Below are 19602 nucleotides of genomic sequence, written 5' to 3' on the forward strand. Positions count from 1 at the left end.
TACGAGAACCCGCCTTGCAGGCGCTCACTTCAGGATCATCGTTAAAGTACCCGTTGCATAATATTCTCATCGTTGAATTAAAGATTTTACAGCCATTGCCGATACTACTCTGGTCCTTGCTTGTGACGCGTTCAGTGTTCAGTACTGTTTGCTTTAACCATCCGGACTGATTACATACCGCCTCATAAAAGCCAATCCTTAATATAAAGGGAACTTATGAGATTAAAATATGCAGCACTCATACTCGCCGTTGCCATTACAGGCTGTGATAACAAAAAAGACGAGATCGGTTGTTCCTCTGAAATGTCCCAGTCAGCGCTCATGGATTTATTAAAAAAATCTGCTTATGAAGGACTCTCTGAACAGGTCGACAAATACCCTGACGTCACTAATCAGACCAAACGAAGCGCCCTGGACAAGATCAAACTAGCCATCACTGAAATCTCCACAACCTCAAGTGACACGGGTAGCACATTGAAAACATGTGAAGGTACCGTGACGATGACCCTACCTGCGAATGAATACGCTCAGCTTTCTGATGCTTACAGAAAGAACTTTAACCGTAATCTCGACAAGCAAATGGAAAGCCTGTCTTTAGATCACAACGCAAACACCTTTTCAAAACGCATATCCTACACCGCACAGGCGACCGACGATCAGAAAAACGTTTTTGTAAAAGCCTCCTCTGATAATCCGATATCTGTGGGTGCTGCTGTACTTACATCGCTTTCCATCATCAACCCGATCGTTGAACAGCAGAAGATCCAGCAGGCTAAGGATGCCCAGCAGAGCCAAATTGAAGCGCAACAGCAGGCTCAACTAATGGCGCAGCAACAGGTCCAGTATGAGGCAGAGCAGCAAATTGAGAGACAGACACAGCTGCAGGAACAAGAAAAAGCGGAGCAGCAGGTTCAACAGCAAAACGCTGGGAGCCTTGATCAGTCCCGAATGGCATTTGCGAATGCCGACTCTGATTTGAATACCGCCTGGAGCACACTAACGCCAGCAAAGAAAAAGGAGTTACTGCCTTCTCAGCGCCAGTGGATCAAAACAAAGGATGCTATGTGTGGCAAAGTTTCAATGCAGGGAACTGATTCTGAAGTTAGGAAAATGGTCGACTGCCAGACGCAAATGACCCTTTCAAGGACTGCTTTCATCAGAACACAATAACTGAAGCTCCTTTCAGGCTGGTGGCCAGTACTGAGCTGGCCCCAGCGTAATGCTTGATAATTTCCGGCGTGTCCTCTGACATTTTTTCAAGCATCACACATTTACGCCTCGTCAGAACCGTAGTGATGGAAAATCATCTAAGATCAGTTTTTTAACTGCTCTAGCCCTTGTTGGGATGTCAGCTTTGTGCCAAAAGCGGAATTAGCTAATAATATTTTGTTGGATCTACGAGTTGCAGGCCACAAGTCATCGCTATCACGGGTGCACCTGGATAAGGATTGCTCCTTCGATGGGAGACCTTTAGGGGGCATCCCCCCCTTTAATTAAAGCTTGTAGCGAACATATACACTTTGCTTACGGTCTGCGGTATACACAACAGAACTGCTTAGATCTGCCTGCACGAGTGGATGTGGATGGTGCTTTGTGCCCGATGCGCAATGTACAAATTGCGCAGGAGCCAGTAAGCTCGCATTACCTGGTTCCCACGAATGTTGAGAGCCATGATGAGGAACCTGTACCAAGCCAATTCTGTTCCAGCGTTGCGTTCCCAGATGGTTTTGGATATCTGAAATGACTGATGAAGTAAGATGAATATCGCCTGTACAGAGTGTGGCCAACCTAACAGTGGGCATCTTCGCGTACAAGGCAACGTGATAGTAATTACTCACATAAAATTGACAGGGTGTTGCTCTGATAGGTGCAGCATACATACATAGCGAAATATTATTTTTAGCCTTGCCAGAGTGACCAAAATGGTTTTCATAGCAATTTTTTAGAGTTTTCCTCCAGCCTGTAGGCATTTTCGATAACGGCTGGTGTAGGTTAATACTCATGATGGTGTTCTGAATATCTGTTTTGACATCAGATAAGAGACTACCTGAGTGCTTTGCGTACCACTGTCCGTTTCGCTTTTCAATCAACCCCAAGGCGGCAAAGTCTTTTTCTGCATTATAAAATACGAACTCAAAATCACTATTTAAGGCCTGAATTGAGCGATCATGGCGGAGAATTCTTACCTTTGAAGCGCCAGACATAGCAGAACCCAAAGAAAAATAATTCTGACTGAAACGTCTGACATCATCGTCCTGCTGAAAATCTCTCGGTTCTGGTTCAGGCTCATCATCACCATAGGGAACAGGTGAAGTATCCATCCCCCCCTGAATCAGTACAATCTCTTCAACATGAGTATCAAAATTTCTTGATGCCAGCCATTTAACTGGATTGAGTTGCATGAGCGCTGTTGACGGTGAAGTACCCTTTTTGCCCATAACCGAAATTTCTCGCACGGTCTGCGCCCATTCTGAAAATGGGAGGACAAGCGTTTTAACGCGACAGTGCTTCAGAATCTCTTCGACGCCATTAACGTGATCATTATCGAAATGCGATAGCACTAGCATATCAATGGATTCTGGCCATCCGCGCCGGGTTATTGCCCCTAATACGCGGTTTAGCGTAGTCATGCTTGTGGAGCCACAATCATAAACCCATTTGAAATTCTCTCTTGTATCCTGGCTTTCTACAATACCTAATTTAAAAGTTCCATTCCCTACCGAGTGAAATTTTTGAGCCACTTTAAGCGATGTCATTTCTCTTCCTTAAATTTGGATGCAATTATGTTTAAGCACATCTGCCCCCGGGGTGGTATTTAAATATTATCGGCAAATTTCCGCCATTATTAAATGATGATTTAGGATTTCAGATCTGCATGAGTGTGCCAAATAACCACCTCGCTACCAGAGGCTCTAAGTCAGGCTTTAAACGCCACTTCTGGCAATTCAGAGGAGTTTGCAGGTTTGCCTGCAAGGAGAATCGCCCCCCAGGGCGCTGAAAAACTCTTCCGATAATCTTTGCACAAGACCAAACCACTGGTTCCATGAATTCAGTCAGTTCTATTATGTCACTATGGGATATTACGGTAAGACGGTCGGGCATTCGCCGCAGACGCCCCTATCAACTGGGTCATACATATGCGTGCTGGATGTTGTCGGCAGGTGCTAATCCTGCTTTTATAGTGAATCAGATGTGTCATGAGAATGCAGAGATGGTCTTCCATGTATACTCTGCGTGGATAAATGCTCTCGCTAGCGATCAGGTATCATTTTTGAATCAGCGCTTTGGTGGATATACAAATGCCCCTATAGTGCCCCTGAAGGTAAAAACAACGTAGTTAATTACTTGATTTTCCGGTGATATTTAATGAAAAAGCTGTTTGTGCAGTTTTATCTTTTGCTGTTTGTCTGCTTCCTGGTGATGACCATGCTGGTCGGGCTGGTCTATAAATTCACCGCCGAACGTGCGGGCAGGCAGTCGCTGGACGATCTGATGAAAAGCTCGCTCTATCTGATGCGTAGCGAGCTGCGAGAAATTCCCCCGCACGACTGGGCGAAAACCCTCAAAGAGCTGGATTTAAATCTGTCGTTCGATCTGCGCATCGAGCCATTGAAAGATTTCGATTTAGATGCCCCCACCCTGCAACGTTTGCGTGACGGAGACATTGTGGCGCTGGATGAGAAGTACACCTTTATCCAGCGTATTCCTCGCAGCCATTACGTACTGGCCGTCGGGCCGGTGCCTTATCTGTATTATCTGCATCAGATGCGCCTGTTAGACCTCGCCCTGCTGGCGTTTATTGCCATTTCACTGGCTTTTCCGGTGTTTATCTGGATGCGTCCACACTGGCAGGACATGCTGAAACTGGAATCTGCCGCGCAGCGTTTTGGTGAGGGTCATCTTACCGAGCGGATTCATTTCGACAGCGGTTCCAGTTTCGATCGCCTCGGCATTGCGTTTAACCAGATGGCCGATAACATTAATGCCTTGATTGCCAGCAAGAAACAGCTGATCGACGGGATTGCTCACGAGTTGCGTACCCCGCTGGTTCGCCTGCGCTATCGGCTGGAGATGAGTGAGAACCTGACCGAGGCGGAGAATCAGGCGTTAAATCGCGACATTGGCCAGCTAGAAGCGCTGATTGAGGAGCTCCTGACCTACGCGCGCCTCGACCGTCCGCAAAACGAGCTTAACCTCAGCACGCCGGATCTGCCCGTCTGGTTACAGGCGCATATTGATGATGTGCAGAGCGTTAATCCCCAACGCACGCTGTTAACGGCGGTGACGCCGGGGGATTACGGCGCGCTGGATATGCGCCTGATGGAGCGCGTGCTGGATAACCTGATGAATAACGCCATGCGCTACAGCGAGAGTACGCTGCGGATTGGCCTGGATTTGCAGGGCAATCAGGCGAGCCTGACCGTAGAGGATGACGGACCGGGAATTTCCCCGGAAGCACGAGAAACCGTGTTTGAACCCTTTGTCCGCCTCGACCCCAGCCGCGATCGCGCCACCGGAGGCTGTGGCCTTGGGCTGGCGATCGTCTACTCTATCGCCCAGGCGATGGGCGGCACGGTACATTGTGAGGAGAGCGAACTTGGCGGCGCGCGCTTCTGCTTTAGCTGGCCGGTGTACCATAACATCGTCCTTCCCGTCCCTGCTTGACCTCAACCGCACGCTGGCCTGACCCGGCGTGTTGTGCTATATGATAAGTATGTTGTAACTAATGAGAGTGTTTTATGGCGACCTACGATCTCATCGAAAGGCTGAACAGTACCTTTCGGGAAATAGAACACGAGCTACTTACCCTGACAGAACGCTTGCAAACCTGCCGCCTGCTGGCCGCGCGCGTCTTTACTCTGCCTGATGTAGCCAAAGGGGCGGAACACGACCCTCTGAACACCATCGAAGTTGAACAGCACATCGGCAGCGCCGCATTTGAGCTGGCGATGAAGCACTATCGCCACCTTTTTATCCAGCAGCAGTCTGAACATCGCAGCAGCAAGGCGGCCGTGCGTCTGCCCGGCGTGATCTGCCTGCAGACCGATGCGACAACGCGCGAAGCGCTGGAAGGCCAGATTACCCATATCAACAGCCTGAAAGCGGCCTTTGAAAAGATCGTCACCGAAGAGTCGGGCCTCGCCCCTGCCGCCCGGTTTGAGTGGGTGCACCGTCAGCTTCCGGGGCTGATTACCCTGAATGCCTACCGCACGCTGACGGTACTGCGTCACCCCGCCACGCTGCGCTTCGGCTGGGCGAATAAGCACATCATTAAAAACTTCACCCGGGATGAGATTCTGGCGCAGCTTGAGAAAAGCCTGAAAGCACCGCGTACGGTTGCCCCCTGGTCTCGCGAGCAGTGGATTGAGCGTCTGGAGCAGGAGTATCACAGCATCGCCTCGCTACCGGCGGACACGCGCCTCAAGATAAAGCGCCCGGTAAAGGTGCAGCCTATTGCCCGCGTCTGGTATTCCGGGCAGCAAAAGCAGGTGCAGTATGCCTGCCCAACGCCGCTGATTGCGCTCTTTGATGCCGATCAGGGGGCCATCGTGCCGGATATTGGTGAGCTTTTGAATTACGATGCGGACAATGTCCAGCACCGTTACAGACCTCAGGCGCAGCCGCTACAGCTGATTATTCCACGGCTGCACCTGTATGTGGCAGGATGATTATTTCATACTGCCGACCATCGCCTCCGGGCGAACCCAGGCGTCAAACTCAGCCTCCGTTAGATAGCCCAGCGCCAGAGCGGAGGCTTTCAGCGTCAGCCCCTCTTTATGCGCTTTTTTAGCGATCTCGGCGGCTTTGTCGTAGCCAATATGGGTATTCAGCGCCGTCACCAGCATCAGGGATTCATTGAGCAGTTGGCTGATACGCTCGCGATTTGGCTCAATCCCTACCGCACAATGCTCGTTAAAGCTCTCCATCCCGTCCGCCAGCAGACGAATTGATTGCAGAACGTTGTGGATCACCATCGGGCGATAGACGTTCAGCTCGAAGTTGCCGGACGCGCCGCCCAGGTTGACGGCCACGTCGTTGCCCAACACCTGACAACAGAGCATGGTCATGGCTTCGCACTGGGTCGGGTTGACTTTACCCGGCATGATGGAGCTGCCCGGCTCGTTTTCCGGGATGCTGATTTCACCGATGCCGCAGCGTGGACCCGAGGCCAGCCAGCGCACGTCGTTGGCGATTTTCATTAATGATGCCGCCAGCCCTTTCAGCGCGCCGTGGGTATGGACCAGTGCGTCACAGGTCGCCAGCGCTTCGAACTTATTGGGCGCCGTGACGAACGGCTGTCCGGTGATGCTTGCCAGCTCTTCAGCCACGCGCACCGCATATTCCGGATGAGTATTTAACCCGGTACCCACCGCCGTACCGCCGAGCGCCAGCTCCGCCAGATGCGGCAGGCTATGGTCGATGTGCTTCAGGTTATGTTCCAGCATCGCCACCCAGCCGGAAATCTCCTGCCCGAGCGTCAGGGGCGTGGCGTCCTGCAGGTGCGTACGGCCGATTTTAACGATGTCGCGGAAGGCCTGCGCTTTCTCGTTGAGCGTGGTTTTGAGCACGTTGAGCTGCGGGATAAGCTGCTCGCGGATGGCAATCACCGCCGCCACGTGCATCGCCGTCGGAAAGACGTCGTTAGAACTCTGACTTTTGTTGACGTCATCATTCGGGTGAACCTTACGCTCCATGCCGCGCACGCCGCCCAGCAGTTCACTCGCCCGGTTCGCCAGCACTTCGTTCATGTTCATATTGCTCTGGGTGCCGGAACCGGTCTGCCAGATGGCGAGGGGGAATTCGTCGGGATGCTTGCCCGCAAGCACTTCATCGGCAGCATCGATGATGGCCGTCGCTTTATCGGCGGCCAGCAGGCCTAAATCCTGATTCACTTTGGCGGCGGCGCGTTTGGTCAGCGCCAGCGCCTGAATCAACGAGACGGGCATTTTTTCAGTCGAGATTCGGAAATGCTCCAGCGAACGCTGGGTTTGCGCGCCCCATAGCTTGTCGGCGGGGACGTCGATGGCGCCCATCGAGTCTTTCTCATGGCGTACCGTGGTCATTACTTTCTCCTTGATAACAAAAGAGGGATTGCTCACATGCTTAAGGGATAAGTATTGATGACTTCTGAGAAACGTTATGGCGCTTTGTGCGCTCTTTTTGGTGTCGGGTGGCGGCTTCGCCTTACCCGACCTACGAGAATGTAGGCCGGGTAAGCGTCAGCGCCACCCGGCATTTTCTTCAGACTACTTCACACACGCCGAACACTGAGACGACTGGATCTGTTTGAAGAAGTCGTTACCTTTGTCATCCACCAGGATAAACGCCGGGAAATCTTCCACTTCAATTTTCCAGATCGCTTCCATACCCAGTTCCGGGTATTCCACGCACTCCAGGCTCTTGATGCTGCCCTGCGCCAGCACCGCTGCCGGGCCGCCGATGCTGCCCAGGTAGAAGCCGCCATGCTTGTGGCAAGCGTCCGTCACCTGCTGGCTACGGTTACCTTTCGCCAACATGATCATGCTGCCGCCGTTGGCCTGAAGCTGGTCAACGTAAGAGTCCATGCGGCCTGCCGTAGTCGGGCCTAACGAACCGGACGCGTAGCCTTCAGGCGTTTTCGCCGGGCCTGCGTAGTAGATTGGGTGATCTTTAATGTACTGCGGCAGCCCTTCGCCGTTGTCCAGACGCTCTTTCAGCTTCGCGTGCGCAATGTCGCGGCCCACGATAATCGTGCCGTTCAGGGAGAGACGGGTCGAGACCGGATATTGAGAAAGCTGCGCCAGAATCTCTTTCATCGGACGGTTCAGGTCCACGCGAACCGCTTCCCCCTCGCCCGTTTTACGCAGTTCTTCCGGGATGTATTTGCCCGGGTTGTTCTCCAGCTTCTCGATCCAGATGCCGTCGCGGTTGATCTTCGCCTTGATGTTACGATCCGCCGAGCAGGAGACGCCCATGCCCACCGGGCAGGATGCGCCGTGGCGCGGCAAACGGATCACGCGAATGTCGTGCGCGAAGTATTTGCCGCCAAACTGGGCGCCCAGCCCCAGGTTCTGCGCTTCGGTCAGCAGTTCCTGCTCAAGCTGCACGTCGCGGAACGCCTGGCCGTGTTCGTTCCCTTCTGTCGGCAGGCCGTCGTAGTATTTGGTCGACGCCAGCTTGACGGTTTTCAGCGTGCTTTCCGCCGAGGTACCGCCGATCACGAAGGCGATATGGTACGGCGGACACGCTGCGGTGCCGAGGGTACGCATTTTCTCAACCAGGTAGTTTTTCAGCTTGCCCGGGGTGAGCAGCGCTTTGGTTTCCTGGTAGAGGTAGGTTTTGTTAGCCGAACCGCCGCCCTTGGCGATGCAGAGGAATTTGTATTCGTCGCCATCGACGCTGTAGAGGTCAATCTGAGCAGGCAGGTTGGTGCCGGTGTTGACCTCTTTGTACATATCCAGCGCCGCGTTTTGCGAGTAGCGCAGGTTATCTTCGATATAGGTGTTGTAGACGCCATGCGCCAGCGCCGCTTCGTCACCGCCGCCGGTCCAGACGCGCTGGCCTTTTTTGCCGGTGATAATTGCGGTACCCGTATCCTGGCAGGTCGGCAGAATGCCCTTCGCCGCGATATCCGAGTTACGCAGGAACTGCAGCGCCACGTACTTATCGTTCTCGCTGGCCTGCGGATCGCTCAGGATATCGGCAACCTGCTGCTGATGCGCCGGGCGGAGCATGAACGAAGCGTCGTGGAAGGCCTGCTGCGCCATCAGCGTCAGCGCTTGCGGGTCAACTTTGAGGATCTCCTGTCCCTCAAACTCAGAGACAGAAACGTAATCGCGGGTTAACAGGTAATACTCGGTCTGATCCTTACTGAGGGGAAAAGGATCCTGATAATGAAAGGGTTTGTTCGACATTGTTCTCTCACTTACTGCTTCGGTCTGATTGTTCAGGGCAGATGTTCCGCTGCCCGGCTTAAAAGCGAGTCAGCTTATCCTACACAATTTTTTAACAAAAACTGAGACTAGTACGACTTTTTACATCCGCAGGTTACTTCCACGCGGTTTATTGCTTTAATACCCGGAGTTAATTCCACATTTGAATCAGGGCTTGATAATGCAAAAACTCATCAACTCAGTGCAAAACTACGCCTGGGGAAGTAAAACTGCGTTAACGGATCTCTACGGTATCGCCAACCCGGACAACCTGCCGATGGCAGAGCTGTGGATGGGCGCGCACCCGAAGAGCAGCTCAAAAATTGAAGACGCCAGCGGCCAGGTGCGCAGCCTGCGCGACGTGATTGATGCCGATAAAGCCGCACTGCTGGGCGACAAGGTTGCCACGCGTTTTGGCGAGCTGCCGTTCCTGTTTAAGGTACTGTGCGCCGACCAGCCGCTCTCCATTCAGGTTCACCCGAACAAGAAAGCCTCTGAAATCGGCTTTGCGAAAGAGAACGCGGCGGGGATTCCATTAGACGCGGCTGAACGTAACTACAAAGATCCGAACCACAAACCGGAGCTGGTTTTTGCTCTCACCCCTTTCCTGGCGATGAACGCGTTCCGCGCGTTTTCGGAGATCGTTTCTCTGCTGCAACCTGTCGCGGGTGCTAACAAGGCTATCGCCCACTTCCTGGAAAACCCGAACGCGGACGCGCTGAGCCAGCTGTTCGCCAGCCTGCTGAATATGCAGGGCGAAGAAAAAGCCCACGCGCTGGCAGTGCTGAAAGCAGCACTGAACAGCCAGCAAGGTGAGCCGTGGGAGACCATCCGTCTGATTTCCGAATTCTACCCGGACGACAGCGGCCTGTTCTCTCCCCTGCTGCTGAACGTGGTGAAGCTGAACCCGGGCGAAGCGATGTTCCTGTTTGCCGAAACCCCGCACGCCTACCTGCAGGGCGTAGCGCTGGAAGTGATGGCCAACTCGGATAACGTGCTGCGCGCGGGCCTGACGCCAAAATACATCGATATCCCTGAGCTGGTTGCCAACGTGAAGTTCGTGGCGAAGCCTGCCGACGAACTGCTGACTCAGCCGGTGAAAAACGGCGCAGAGCTGGACTTCCCGATCCCGGTTGAGGATTTTGCGTTTTCTCTGCACGACCTGAGCCACGCCGAAACCGCCATTGCACAAGTGAGCGCGGCGATCCTGTTCTGCGTGGAGGGCGAAGCGACGCTGCAGAAAGGCCAACAGCGTCTGGTGCTCAAGCCGGGCGAGTCGGCTTTTGTTGCAGCGAACGAGTCGCCGGTTAGCGTGAGCGGCACCGGTCGTCTGGCGCGCGTTTTTAATAAGCTATAAGCACTTACTGAATTTTTTAACAACTCTTGCTAAGCTAGTTGCAGGCTTAATATCTCCGGGCGGTTTTTACCGCCTGGTTTCATTTTAGGGATAGTCGCAATGAAAAAATCGGTCGTAGCGGTTGGAGTGATTGTAGCGTTAGGCGTGGTCTGGACGGGTGCCTCCTGGTTTACCGGGAAACAGCTGGAAGGCCGTCTGGCTGAGATGGTCGCGCAGGCTAACGGAGAGATTAAGCGCAGCGCGCCGGAGGCTGGCGTTGAGCTTAGCTATCAGAACTATCAGCGCGGCGTGTTTACCAGCCATATGCAGATGGTGGTGAAACCTGTAGCAGGAAACACCAATGCCTGGCTGAAGCCAGGCCAGAGCGTGGTGCTGGATGAAGTGGTCAGCCACGGTCCGTTCCCGCTGGCGCAGTTAAAATCGTTTAATCTGATCCCATCAATGGCGTCCGTTCACACGGTGCTGGTGAATAACGACGTCACCAGGCCACTGTTTGATCTGGCAAAAAATACCTCGCCTTTCGAAATCAATACTCGCATCAGCTATGCCGGTGACACGAGTTCCGATATTGCGCTGAAAGCGCTGAACTACGAGAAAGAGAACGAGAAGGTCGCCTTCAGCGGGGGGAACTTCAAACTGGACGCTGACCGCGAAGGAAACGTGTTCTCTCTGACCGGTGAAGCAGAAAGCGGCATGGTGAACGCGGTTAACGAATATAACCAAAAGGTTCAGCTCAGCTTCAACAACCTGAAAGCCGACGGCAACAGCCGTATGACCGACTTTAAAGAGCGTATTGGCGATCAGAAGCTCTCTCTCGATAAGATTGCAATCGCGGTTGAAGGTAAAGAGATGGCCGTGCTGGAAGGCATGGACGTGAACGGCAAATCCGACATTTCCAAAGACGGCAAGAATATCAATACGCAGCTGGATTACGCCCTGAAGAGCCTGAAGGTGCAGAATCAGGATCTGGGGACCGGAAAATTAACGCTGAAGATCGGCAATATCGACGGCCAGGCGTGGCACGAATTTAGCCAAAAATACAGCAAAGAGAGCCAGGCACTGCTGACCGATGCCGCGCTGCAGCAGAATCCGGAAGTGTACCAGCAGCAGGCGATGGCGGTGCTGTTCAACAACCTGCCAATCCTGCTGAAAGGCGAGCCGGTGATCACCGTCGCACCGCTGAGCTGGAAAAACAGCAAAGGAGAAACCAACTTCAACCTGTCTCTGTTCCTGAAAGATCCGGCAACCGCAACGGGTGAACCGCAGACGCTGGCGCAGGAAGTGGATCGCAGCGTGAAGTCGCTCGAGAGCAAGCTGACCATCCCAATGGACATGGCGACCGAGTTTATGACCCAGATTGCGAAGCTGGAAGGTTACGGCGATGAAGACGCTGGCAAACTGGCGAACCAGCAGGTGAAAGGTCTGGCTGCGATGGGCCAGATGTTCCGCATCACTAAAGTGGAAGACAACACAATTTCCACCAGCCTGCAGTATGCCAACGGCCAGGTAACCCTGAACGGCGATAAAATGCCGCTGGAAGATTTTGTCGGCATGTTTGGTATGCCCGCTCTGGGGATGCCGGAACCGGCTGAACCTGCAGCGCCAGCCGAACCGGCGGCACCGCAGCCGTAAACGTCAAAACCCCTCTTATGAGGGGTTTTTTATTGCCGGGTGGCGCTGACGCTTACCCGGCCTACGACTCGGGGCCGTTGTAGGCCCGCGCAAGCGTACGAAACTATTTCACAGTGACCAACCGCGCCGCCACAATCTGGTGCCCGGCCTGGACATCCGTATTTTCGATGCGCTGCATGATCCTGTCCGCTAGCGTGTAGCCCATTTCGCGCGCGGGGGTAGTCGCCCAGACGATGGGCAGATCGTCGAGCGCGTTTTCGCCTACATCGGCAAATGCACCCAGCGCTACCTGATGGCCGAAGAAGGTTTCAACGCCCCCTTCACCGCTCTGACGTCCGGCGCGGATCAGACCAAACCACGCTCCCATCGCAATCACGTCGTTGTAGCAAATCACGGCGCTAATGGTCGGGCTGGCGCGCAGCAGCGAACCAATCGCTTCCGCCGCCATCTTTTGGCTGGATCCACATTCCACCACCCACTCACTGTGGAACGGCAGCCCGTATTTGATCAGCGTCGAACAGTAGCCGCCTACCCGCTCGGCGCGCGTGAGCGATGAGCTTTTCCCGCCGAGCCACGCAATACGCTGGTGTCCGCGACGAATAAGATGCTCGGTCAGCATTTGTGCAGCCTGCATGTTATCCGGACGCAGCGTATCGGCTTCGTCGAGATAGCTGGCGCGGGAAGCAAAGACCAGCGGTACGCCCTTCTCTGCGGCGCGCTCGCACAGCTCGCTGCCCACACCCGACGCCCCCGCCACGATCACGCCATCAACCCCCTGCGTCAACAGCATATCCAGCCGGGACAGCAGTTGCTCGGCGTCGCGACCACCGTGCAGCAAAAACACCATCCGTCCCTGTGCCTCTAGCGCTTCCGTTAATCCGGCTGTGAGCTCCGCATAAAACGGCGAGGTTAAGTCGCGAACGATCAAACCAATCACCCCACTTTGCCCACCGCGAAGTGCGGACGCCTGGCGGTTACGCACAAAGCCCAGTTGCTCAACCGCCTCGTTGACCCGCTGTCCGGTGGCGGGGGAGATACGCCCCTTCCCGCTTAAAACCAGCGACACCGTGCTGACGGAAACGCCAGCCGCGAGGGCAACATCATTGATGGTGATCTTTTTCGCTACAGCCATGGGTTGGCGTGACTCCCTGATAATGAGATCGGTAAAACGTTTTATCAATACGTTATCTTTATACTACCAGTAAAAGCCTGAGAATGTGATTTAGCGCGCACTAAAGTTTGATAAAACGTTTTATCTTCTCGCTGCATTGAAGCAGGTAAACTATTTTTAACCATCAAGGAGTCGTTTTATGACGGCGAAAGCAGCACAAAAAATATCGCTGTGGGAGTTTTTCCAGCAACTGGGTAAAACCTTTATGCTGCCCGTGGCACTCCTCTCATTCTGCGGGATCATGCTGGGGATCGGCAGCTCCCTGAGCAGCCATGACGTCATCACGCTGATCCCGTTCCTCGGCAACCCGGTGCTGCAGGCGATCTTCATCTGGATGAGCAAAGTCGGCTCCTTTGCGTTTAGCTTCCTGCCCGTCATGTTCTGCATCGCCATCCCGCTGGGCCTGGCGCGCGAGAATAAAGGCGTAGCCGCCTTTGCGGGCTTCGTAGGCTACGCGGTGATGAACCTTGCGGTTAACTTCTGGCTGACCGCAAAAGGCATTCTGCCTACCACCGACGCTGCCGTACTGAAAGCCAATAATATTCAGAGCGTGATCGGTATACAGTCCATCGACACCGGGATCCTCGGTGCGGTGATCGCGGGTGTGATTATCTGGATGCTGCACGAACGCTTCCACAATATCCGCCTGCCGGATGCCCTGGCCTTCTTCGGCGGTACCCGCTTTGTCCCGATTATCACCCTCGTGGTCATGGGTCTGTTTGGTCTGATCATTCCGCTGATCTGGCCTGTCTTCGCGATGGGTATCACCGGTATTGGTCGCATCATTAACGGCGCGGGTGATTTCGGTCCGATGATCTTCGGTACCGGTGAACGTCTGCTGCTGCCGTTTGGTCTGCAGCACATTCTGGTGGCTCTGATTCGCTTCACCGAAGCGGGCGGGACGATGGAGGTGTGCGGTCACGACGTGAGCGGTGCGCTGACGATCTTCCAGGCGCAGCTGAGCTGCCCGACCACCCACGGCTTCTCTGAGAGCGCAACCCGTTTCCTTTCTCAGGGCAAAATGCCTGCCTTCCTGGGCGGCCTGCCGGGCGCGGCGCTGGCGATGTACCACTGTGCTCGTCCGGAAAACCGTCATAAGATTAAAGGCCTGCTGATTTCCGGTGTGATTGCCTGCGTCGTTGGCGGCACAACCGAGCCAATCGAATTCCTGTTCTTGTTCGTCGCGCCGGTGCTGTATCTCATTCACGCCGTGCTGACCGGTCTGGGCTTCACCGTGATGGCGGTGCTGGGCGTCACCATCGGCAACACCGACGGCAACGTGATTGACTTCGTGGTGTTCGGGATCCTGCACGGCTTGTCCACCAAGTGGTATCTGGTGCCGGTCGTGGCGGCAATCTGGTTTGCGGTGTACTACGGCATCTTCCGCTTCGCCATCACCCGCTTTAACCTGAAAACACCGGGCCGTGATGCTGAAACAGCGACCAGCGTTGAACAAGCGGTTGCAGGGACGGTAGGAAAATCGGGTTACAACACCCCTGCCATTCTGGCAGCGCTGGGCGGTGCGGATAACATCACCTCGCTGGATAACTGCATTACCCGCCTGCGTCTGTCGGTGGCGGATATGTCGAAAGTGGATACCAATGCGCTGAAAGCTAACCGCGCCATCGGTGTGGTACAGTTAAATCAGCATAATTTGCAGGTGGTTATCGGCCCGCAGGTACAGTCGGTAAAAGATGAACTGGCAACCCTGATGCGAACAGTAGAAGCCTGATGCCTCAGCCCCCTCTCATGAGGGGGTTTTACGTTTAAGGATGAGAATTATGTTTGATTTCTCGACCGTCGTGGATCGTCACGGCACCTGGTGCACCCAGTGGGATTACGTTGCCGACCGCTTTGGCGCGGCCGATCTGCTGCCCTTCACTATCTCGGATATGGATTTTGCCACCGCTCCCTGCATTACCGACGCGCTGCATCAGCGCATCGATCACGGCGTGTTTGGCTACAGCCGATGGAAAAACGATGAGTTTCTGGCTGCCGTCGCGCACTGGTTCCAGCAACGCTTTAACAGCCGTATCGATACCGAATCCGTCGTTTATGGCCCTTCCGTCATCTACATGGTGTCAGAACTGATCCGTCTCTGGTCGCAGCCCGGCGACGGCGTGGTGGTTCATACTCCCGCGTACGATGCGTTTTATAACGCCATCGAAGGCAACGCGCGCCACGTCGTGCCGGTTGCGATGGTGAAACAGGCGAGCGGCTGGATGGGTGATATGGCCGCGCTGGAAACGGCCCTGGCCAAACCCGAAAACAAAATTTTGCTGCTCTGTAGCCCGCAAAATCCAACCGGTAAGGTCTGGACGCGGGATGAGCTGACGCAGATGGCGGAACTGTGCGCACGCTATGACGTGGCGGCGATCAGCGATGAAATTCATATGGACATGGTGTGGGGAAAACATCATCACACACCGTGGAATGAGGTGGCGCGCGGCAAATGGGCGCTCCTCACCTCTGGCTCGAAAAGCTTTAATATTCCGGCGCTGACCGGAGCTTACGGGCTGATCGGCGATGAAGCGAGTCGCACGGGTTACCTCCGCGCGCTTAAAGGCCGCGACGGACTCTCTTCCCCTTCCGTGCTGGCGCTGACGGCGCATATCGCCGCCTATCAGCAGGGAGCGCCATGGCTGGATGCCTTGCGGGGTTATCTGGAAGAGAATCTGTTGTATATCGCGCAGGAATTAAACCGCGCTTTTCCGAAACTGAACTGGCAGCCGCCGGAAGCAACCTATCTGGCCTGGATTGACCTGCGCCCGCTGAACATTGACGACAGGGTGCTGCAAAAAGTGCTGATAGAGCAGGAAAAAGTGGCGATCATGCCGGGATATACCTACGGAGAAGAAGGTAATGGCTTCGTGCGCCTGAACGCAGGCTGCCCGCGCAGCAAGCTGGAACAAGGGGTGCAACGCCTCATCGCCGGGATCGCTACCCTGGTGTAATACCATTGCGCAACGGAATATTCCCTTGCGCAAATAGCTTTTTACCCCGTTTTGTTTTTATAATATGGCGCACTTTAACCAGCAAAGAGTGCGACCATGATTGATACACGCCTGCCTTTAACTGATATTCATCGTCACCTTGACGGTAACATTCGTGCCCAAACCATCCTCGATCTTGGCCGCCAGTTCAATTTAACGCTTCCAGCACAAACGCTTGAAACCCTGATCCCACATGTTCAGGTCACCTCGAATGAGCCGGATCTGGTCAGCTTCCTGAGCAAGCTCGACTGGGGCGTAAAGATGCTGGCCTCGCTCGATGCCTGCCGCCGCGTGGCGTTCGAGAACATTGAAGACGCCGCCCGTAACGGCCTGCATTACGTCGAGCTGCGCTTCTCGCCGGGCTACATGGCAATGACCCACAACCTGCCCGTCGCGGGCGTGGTGGAAGCGGTGATTGAGGGCGTTCGCGAAGGGTGTAAAGCTTTCGACGTTCAGGCACGTCTGATTGGCATCATGAGCCGCACCTTCGGTGAAGCGGCTTGCCTTCAGGAGCTGGAAGCATTGCTGGCGCATCGTGACCAGATTACCGCTGTCGACCTCGCCGGGGATGAACTGGGCTTCCCGGGTAGCCTGTTCCTCTCTCATTTCAATCGCGCGCGTGACGCGGGCTGGCACATTACCGTTCATGCGGGTGAAGCAGCAGGCCCGGAAAGCATCTGGCAGGCCATTCGCGAGCTGGGCGCAGAGCGTATCGGCCACGGGGTGAAAGCCGTCGAAGATCGTGCCCTGATGGATTTCCTGGCGGAGCAGCGCATCGGTATCGAATCCTGCCTGACCTCCAACATTCAGACCAGCACCGTGGCAACGCTGGATAAACATCCGCTGAAAACCTTCCTGGAACACGGCGTGCTGGCCTCGCTGAACACCGACGATCCGGCGGTTCAGGGTGTGGATATTATTCACGAATACAACATCGCCGCACCGCAGGCGGGCCTGAGCCGCGAGCAGATCCGCCAGGCGCAGATTAACGGGCTGGAAATAGCGTTCCTGACGCCTGAAGAGAAGCAGGCGCTTAAAGATAAAGTGGCTCGCGGTTGAGCATTTGCCGGGTGGCGCTGCGCTTGCCCGGCCTACAAAAACATGTAGAACTTATGCCAGACAGAGCGTGGCGCGATGTTTGGCAGATTCAATGCCCAGCTCAATCAGCTCCATGATCTGAATCGCCTGGCTGGCCGGAACCGGATTATCCCCCGTCCCGTTGAGCGCATCACGGATAGCCGCGTAATAAGCCGGATAATTCCCTGGAATGGTAAGTAGCGTTTCCTGAACCAACTCTTCACCTTCCGCGCGCGTCAGCACGCCATCACGCATGTCGTAGCCCCAGTCCTCTTGCGGCAAACGCTCACCGTTTTTCAGGCGGTCTTCCTGCGGATCCAGACCAAACTTCACGTAGCTACCGCGCGTACCATGAAGGATATAACGCGCGGATTCCGCGGCGGCGAGCATCGTCCCGTGCAGTACAACACGACGCTGCGGATAGCTCAAAACGGCATGGAAGTAATCTGTCGTCTGCGCGCCAGGCCGAAGCTGCGCTAAATCAACCGTCATACTCACCGGCAGACCAAACAGGTTGACGGCCTGATCGAGTAAATGCGGCGCTAAGTCATACCAGATACCGCTTCCGGGGCCCGCCTGTTCACGCCAGCGGTTACGCACCTGCGGACGAAAGCGGTCAAAATGCGATTCAAAATAGCCTATTTCACCGAGAGTGCCCTCACTAAGCAGGGCTTTCACCGTCAGGAAATCACTGTCCCAGCGCCGGTTATGGAAGACGGACAACAGCCTGCCAAGACTTCTTGCCAGCGCATCCAGCTCGCGCGCCTGTGACAGTGTCACGGTAAAAGGTTTATCGACCACAACATGCTTACCCGCTTCCAGCGCCGCTTTAGCTAACGGAAAGTGCGTGTCGTTTGGGGTGGGAATGACGATGACATCAATATTCGGATCGTTGAAAAGATGTTTAGGCTCAGAAACAACCGGAACGGTTGGCCAGTCGGCATGTACTTTGGCGGCATCACTGCTCGAAACCGCCCCCAGAGACATTCCCGGCGTCCCGCTAATCAGAGGCGCATGAAAGGTTTTACTCGCGTAACCATAACCAATCAGCCCGACACGGATATTTTCACTCATCGTAGTGCCCTCCTGTCATTATCTTATTTCACACTGGCTTTGCGGGTATTACTACACATTAATAATGTGTCATATGACTTAAAATAGCACCTTGCACCAGATGTTTTTGTTACAAGGATGTAACTCACTAAGATTGATTAAGGGTATCGTTCCCAAACCGCTTGCCGAGGTCAGTGCTGCACGGTAACATTTGCAATCTGTATTTATGGATAAATTACAAACACGAGTTATGTCATCAATAATTAATCGAATCATTGAATTAGCGGGATGGATTGTCCTTGGGGTTTCGGTCATTTTGCTTGGCGTTGCCAGCCACATCGATAACTACCAACCGCCGGAGCCTGTCACCGTCGCACAACCGAAGTAACGCCCTTGTGACACATTCTGTCAGTTGCATATTGCCAGCCGTGTTGAACAGGGTTAACCTTCTCTTCCAGGCATCGTCTGATGCCTGAATCTTTCAGCAAAGAAAACTCCTAATTTCGTCACATTACGTGAGTGGGCTGTTTTACGCCTTTATTTATCCGTTTATTATTCGAACGAATTACCGACACGGGTATTACTCACTTTTATATGGAAACTTATTAACATGACAGTTCAGGACTATTTATTAAAATTTCGCAAGATCAATTCCCTTGAGAGCCTGGAAAAACTGTTTGACCATCTAAACTACACGCTGTTGGATAATCACGAAATTATCAATATGTATCGCGCTGCTGATCACCGCCGGGCGGAACTGGTCTCCGGTGGCCGTTTGTTCAACGTCGGGGAAGTGCCGAAGTCCGTATGGCGTTACGTTTTATAAGAAAGTAGCCATCCGCGCGAAATGTTATATACTCTCCGCCCTGCAAATTTCTGTATAACCTTTCGCGCAGACTATGGGAGAGAGCATGACCGTATCGCCTGGAGAAAGAATTGGAGGCTGGTTAATCGCCCCGCTGGCATGGCTGCTGGTTGCATTATTAAGCGCATCGCTTGCGCTGTTACTCTATACCACCGCGCTGATCACACCTCATGCCATTCAGACCCTGATGTCGCAAAGTGTGCTTAATATTGCGTTGTGGTTTGCCTCGTTCGTCTTCGCCATCGGGATGTGGTACTACACGCTCTGGTTGACCATTGCGTTCTTTAAGCGTCGCAAAAGTGTGCCAAAACATTATATTATCTGGCTGCTGATTTCCGTGCTGCTGGCGGTGAAAGCCTTTGCTTTTTCTCCGGTTTCTGACGCGCTAGCGGTTCGCCAGCTGTTATTCCCGTTACTGGCTGCTGCGCTGCTGGTCCCTTACTTCAAGCGTTCGACGCGGGTGAAGAAAACCTTCGTGAACCCGTAATAACCTTACTGTTAACCTGTTGTCGCCTGTCGTGCTTTGTCCGATAATAGGCGGC

16 protein-coding genes are annotated in these 19602 nt (G+C 54.1%); 11 read left to right on the top strand and 5 right to left on the bottom strand.

What is annotated here, in order from left to right:
* Positions 1–216 precede the first annotated feature (216 nt).
* A complete protein-coding gene (locus tag HV355_RS14305) occupies positions 217–1170 on the top strand; it encodes a hypothetical protein (protein ID WP_182402389.1) in 954 nt (317 codons plus the stop codon).
* Between the two features lie 323 nt (positions 1171–1493).
* Here HV355_RS14305 and HV355_RS14310 read toward each other — a convergent pair whose 3' ends face one another.
* Positions 1494–2756: a hypothetical protein gene (locus HV355_RS14310; RefSeq protein ID WP_182402391.1), complete on the bottom strand. Its 1263-nt coding sequence runs from the start codon at positions 2754–2756 to the stop codon at positions 1494–1496.
* A 610-nt stretch (positions 2757–3366) separates the two neighbouring features.
* Here HV355_RS14310 and rstB point away from each other — a divergent pair.
* Positions 3367–4665: a two-component system sensor histidine kinase RstB gene (gene rstB / locus HV355_RS14315; RefSeq protein WP_108416878.1), complete on the top strand. Its 1299-nt coding sequence runs from the start codon at positions 3367–3369 to the stop codon at positions 4663–4665.
* 74 nt (positions 4666–4739) lie between these two features.
* Complete coding sequence (tus, locus tag HV355_RS14320) at positions 4740–5669, top strand: DNA replication terminus site-binding protein (RefSeq protein WP_182402393.1); 930 nt, start codon at positions 4740–4742, stop codon at positions 5667–5669.
* On the opposite strand, the gene fumC is transcribed toward tus, so the two are convergent.
* Positions 5670–7064 carry a class II fumarate hydratase gene (gene fumC / locus HV355_RS14325; RefSeq protein WP_182402395.1) on the bottom strand — a complete coding sequence of 465 codons (1395 nt, stop codon included), beginning with the start codon at positions 7062–7064 and terminating at the stop codon, positions 5670–5672.
* Positions 7065–7247: 183 nt separating this feature from the next.
* Positions 7248–8894 carry a class I fumarate hydratase FumA gene (fumA, locus tag HV355_RS14330; RefSeq protein ID WP_182402397.1) on the bottom strand — a complete coding sequence of 549 codons (1647 nt, stop codon included), beginning with the start codon at positions 8892–8894 and terminating at the stop codon, positions 7248–7250.
* A gap of 199 nt (positions 8895–9093) precedes the next feature.
* Between fumA and manA the strand changes: the two genes are divergently transcribed.
* Positions 9094–10269 (top strand): mannose-6-phosphate isomerase, encoded by a 1176-nt coding sequence (gene manA / locus HV355_RS14335; RefSeq protein ID WP_182402399.1) that lies wholly within the window; start codon positions 9094–9096, stop codon positions 10267–10269.
* A 99-nt stretch (positions 10270–10368) separates the two neighbouring features.
* Complete coding sequence (locus HV355_RS14340; RefSeq protein ID WP_182402401.1) at positions 10369–11901, top strand: YdgA family protein; 1533 nt, start codon at positions 10369–10371, stop codon at positions 11899–11901.
* Between the two features lie 103 nt (positions 11902–12004).
* Here HV355_RS14340 and HV355_RS14345 read toward each other — a convergent pair whose 3' ends face one another.
* Positions 12005–13033 carry a Mal regulon transcriptional regulator MalI gene (locus HV355_RS14345; protein ID WP_126815407.1) on the bottom strand — a complete coding sequence of 343 codons (1029 nt, stop codon included), beginning with the start codon at positions 13031–13033 and terminating at the stop codon, positions 12005–12007.
* Positions 13034–13211: 178 nt separating this feature from the next.
* Between HV355_RS14345 and malX the strand changes: the two genes are divergently transcribed.
* The 3 genes from malX to add all read left to right on the top strand — a co-directional run bounded on the left by malX (position 13212) and on the right by add (position 17124).
* Positions 13212–14804, top strand: coding sequence for a maltose/glucose-specific PTS transporter subunit IIBC (malX, locus tag HV355_RS14350; protein WP_089599526.1), 1593 nt, complete (start codon positions 13212–13214; stop codon positions 14802–14804).
* A gap of 49 nt (positions 14805–14853) precedes the next feature.
* Positions 14854–16026, top strand: coding sequence for a MalY/PatB family protein (locus HV355_RS14355; RefSeq protein WP_182402402.1), 1173 nt, complete (start codon positions 14854–14856; stop codon positions 16024–16026).
* 96 nt (positions 16027–16122) lie between these two features.
* On the top strand, positions 16123–17124 hold the full coding sequence (gene add, locus HV355_RS14360; protein WP_010430386.1) for an adenosine deaminase: 1002 nt from the start codon (positions 16123–16125) through the stop codon (positions 17122–17124).
* A gap of 51 nt (positions 17125–17175) precedes the next feature.
* On the opposite strand, the gene HV355_RS14365 is transcribed toward add, so the two are convergent.
* A complete protein-coding gene (locus HV355_RS14365) occupies positions 17176–18216 on the bottom strand; it encodes an oxidoreductase (RefSeq protein WP_182402404.1) in 1041 nt (346 codons plus the stop codon).
* A 241-nt stretch (positions 18217–18457) separates the two neighbouring features.
* Here HV355_RS14365 and blr point away from each other — a divergent pair, with 241 nt between their 5' ends.
* From blr to HV355_RS14380, 3 genes are all read left to right on the top strand, one after another.
* Positions 18458–18583, top strand: coding sequence for a division septum protein Blr (gene blr, locus HV355_RS14370; protein ID WP_168112406.1), 126 nt, complete (start codon positions 18458–18460; stop codon positions 18581–18583).
* Positions 18584–18805: 222 nt separating this feature from the next.
* On the top strand, positions 18806–19021 hold the full coding sequence (gene ydgT / locus HV355_RS14375) for a transcription modulator YdgT (RefSeq protein ID WP_108416867.1): 216 nt from the start codon (positions 18806–18808) through the stop codon (positions 19019–19021).
* Positions 19022–19106: 85 nt separating this feature from the next.
* Positions 19107–19547 carry a DUF2569 domain-containing protein gene (locus HV355_RS14380; RefSeq protein ID WP_010430380.1) on the top strand — a complete coding sequence of 147 codons (441 nt, stop codon included), beginning with the start codon at positions 19107–19109 and terminating at the stop codon, positions 19545–19547.
* Positions 19548–19602 lie beyond the last annotated feature (55 nt).

The sequence above is a fragment of the Enterobacter sp. RHBSTW-01064 genome, from assembly GCF_014103035.1.
Lineage (GTDB): Bacteria > Pseudomonadota > Gammaproteobacteria > Enterobacterales > Enterobacteriaceae > Enterobacter > Enterobacter mori.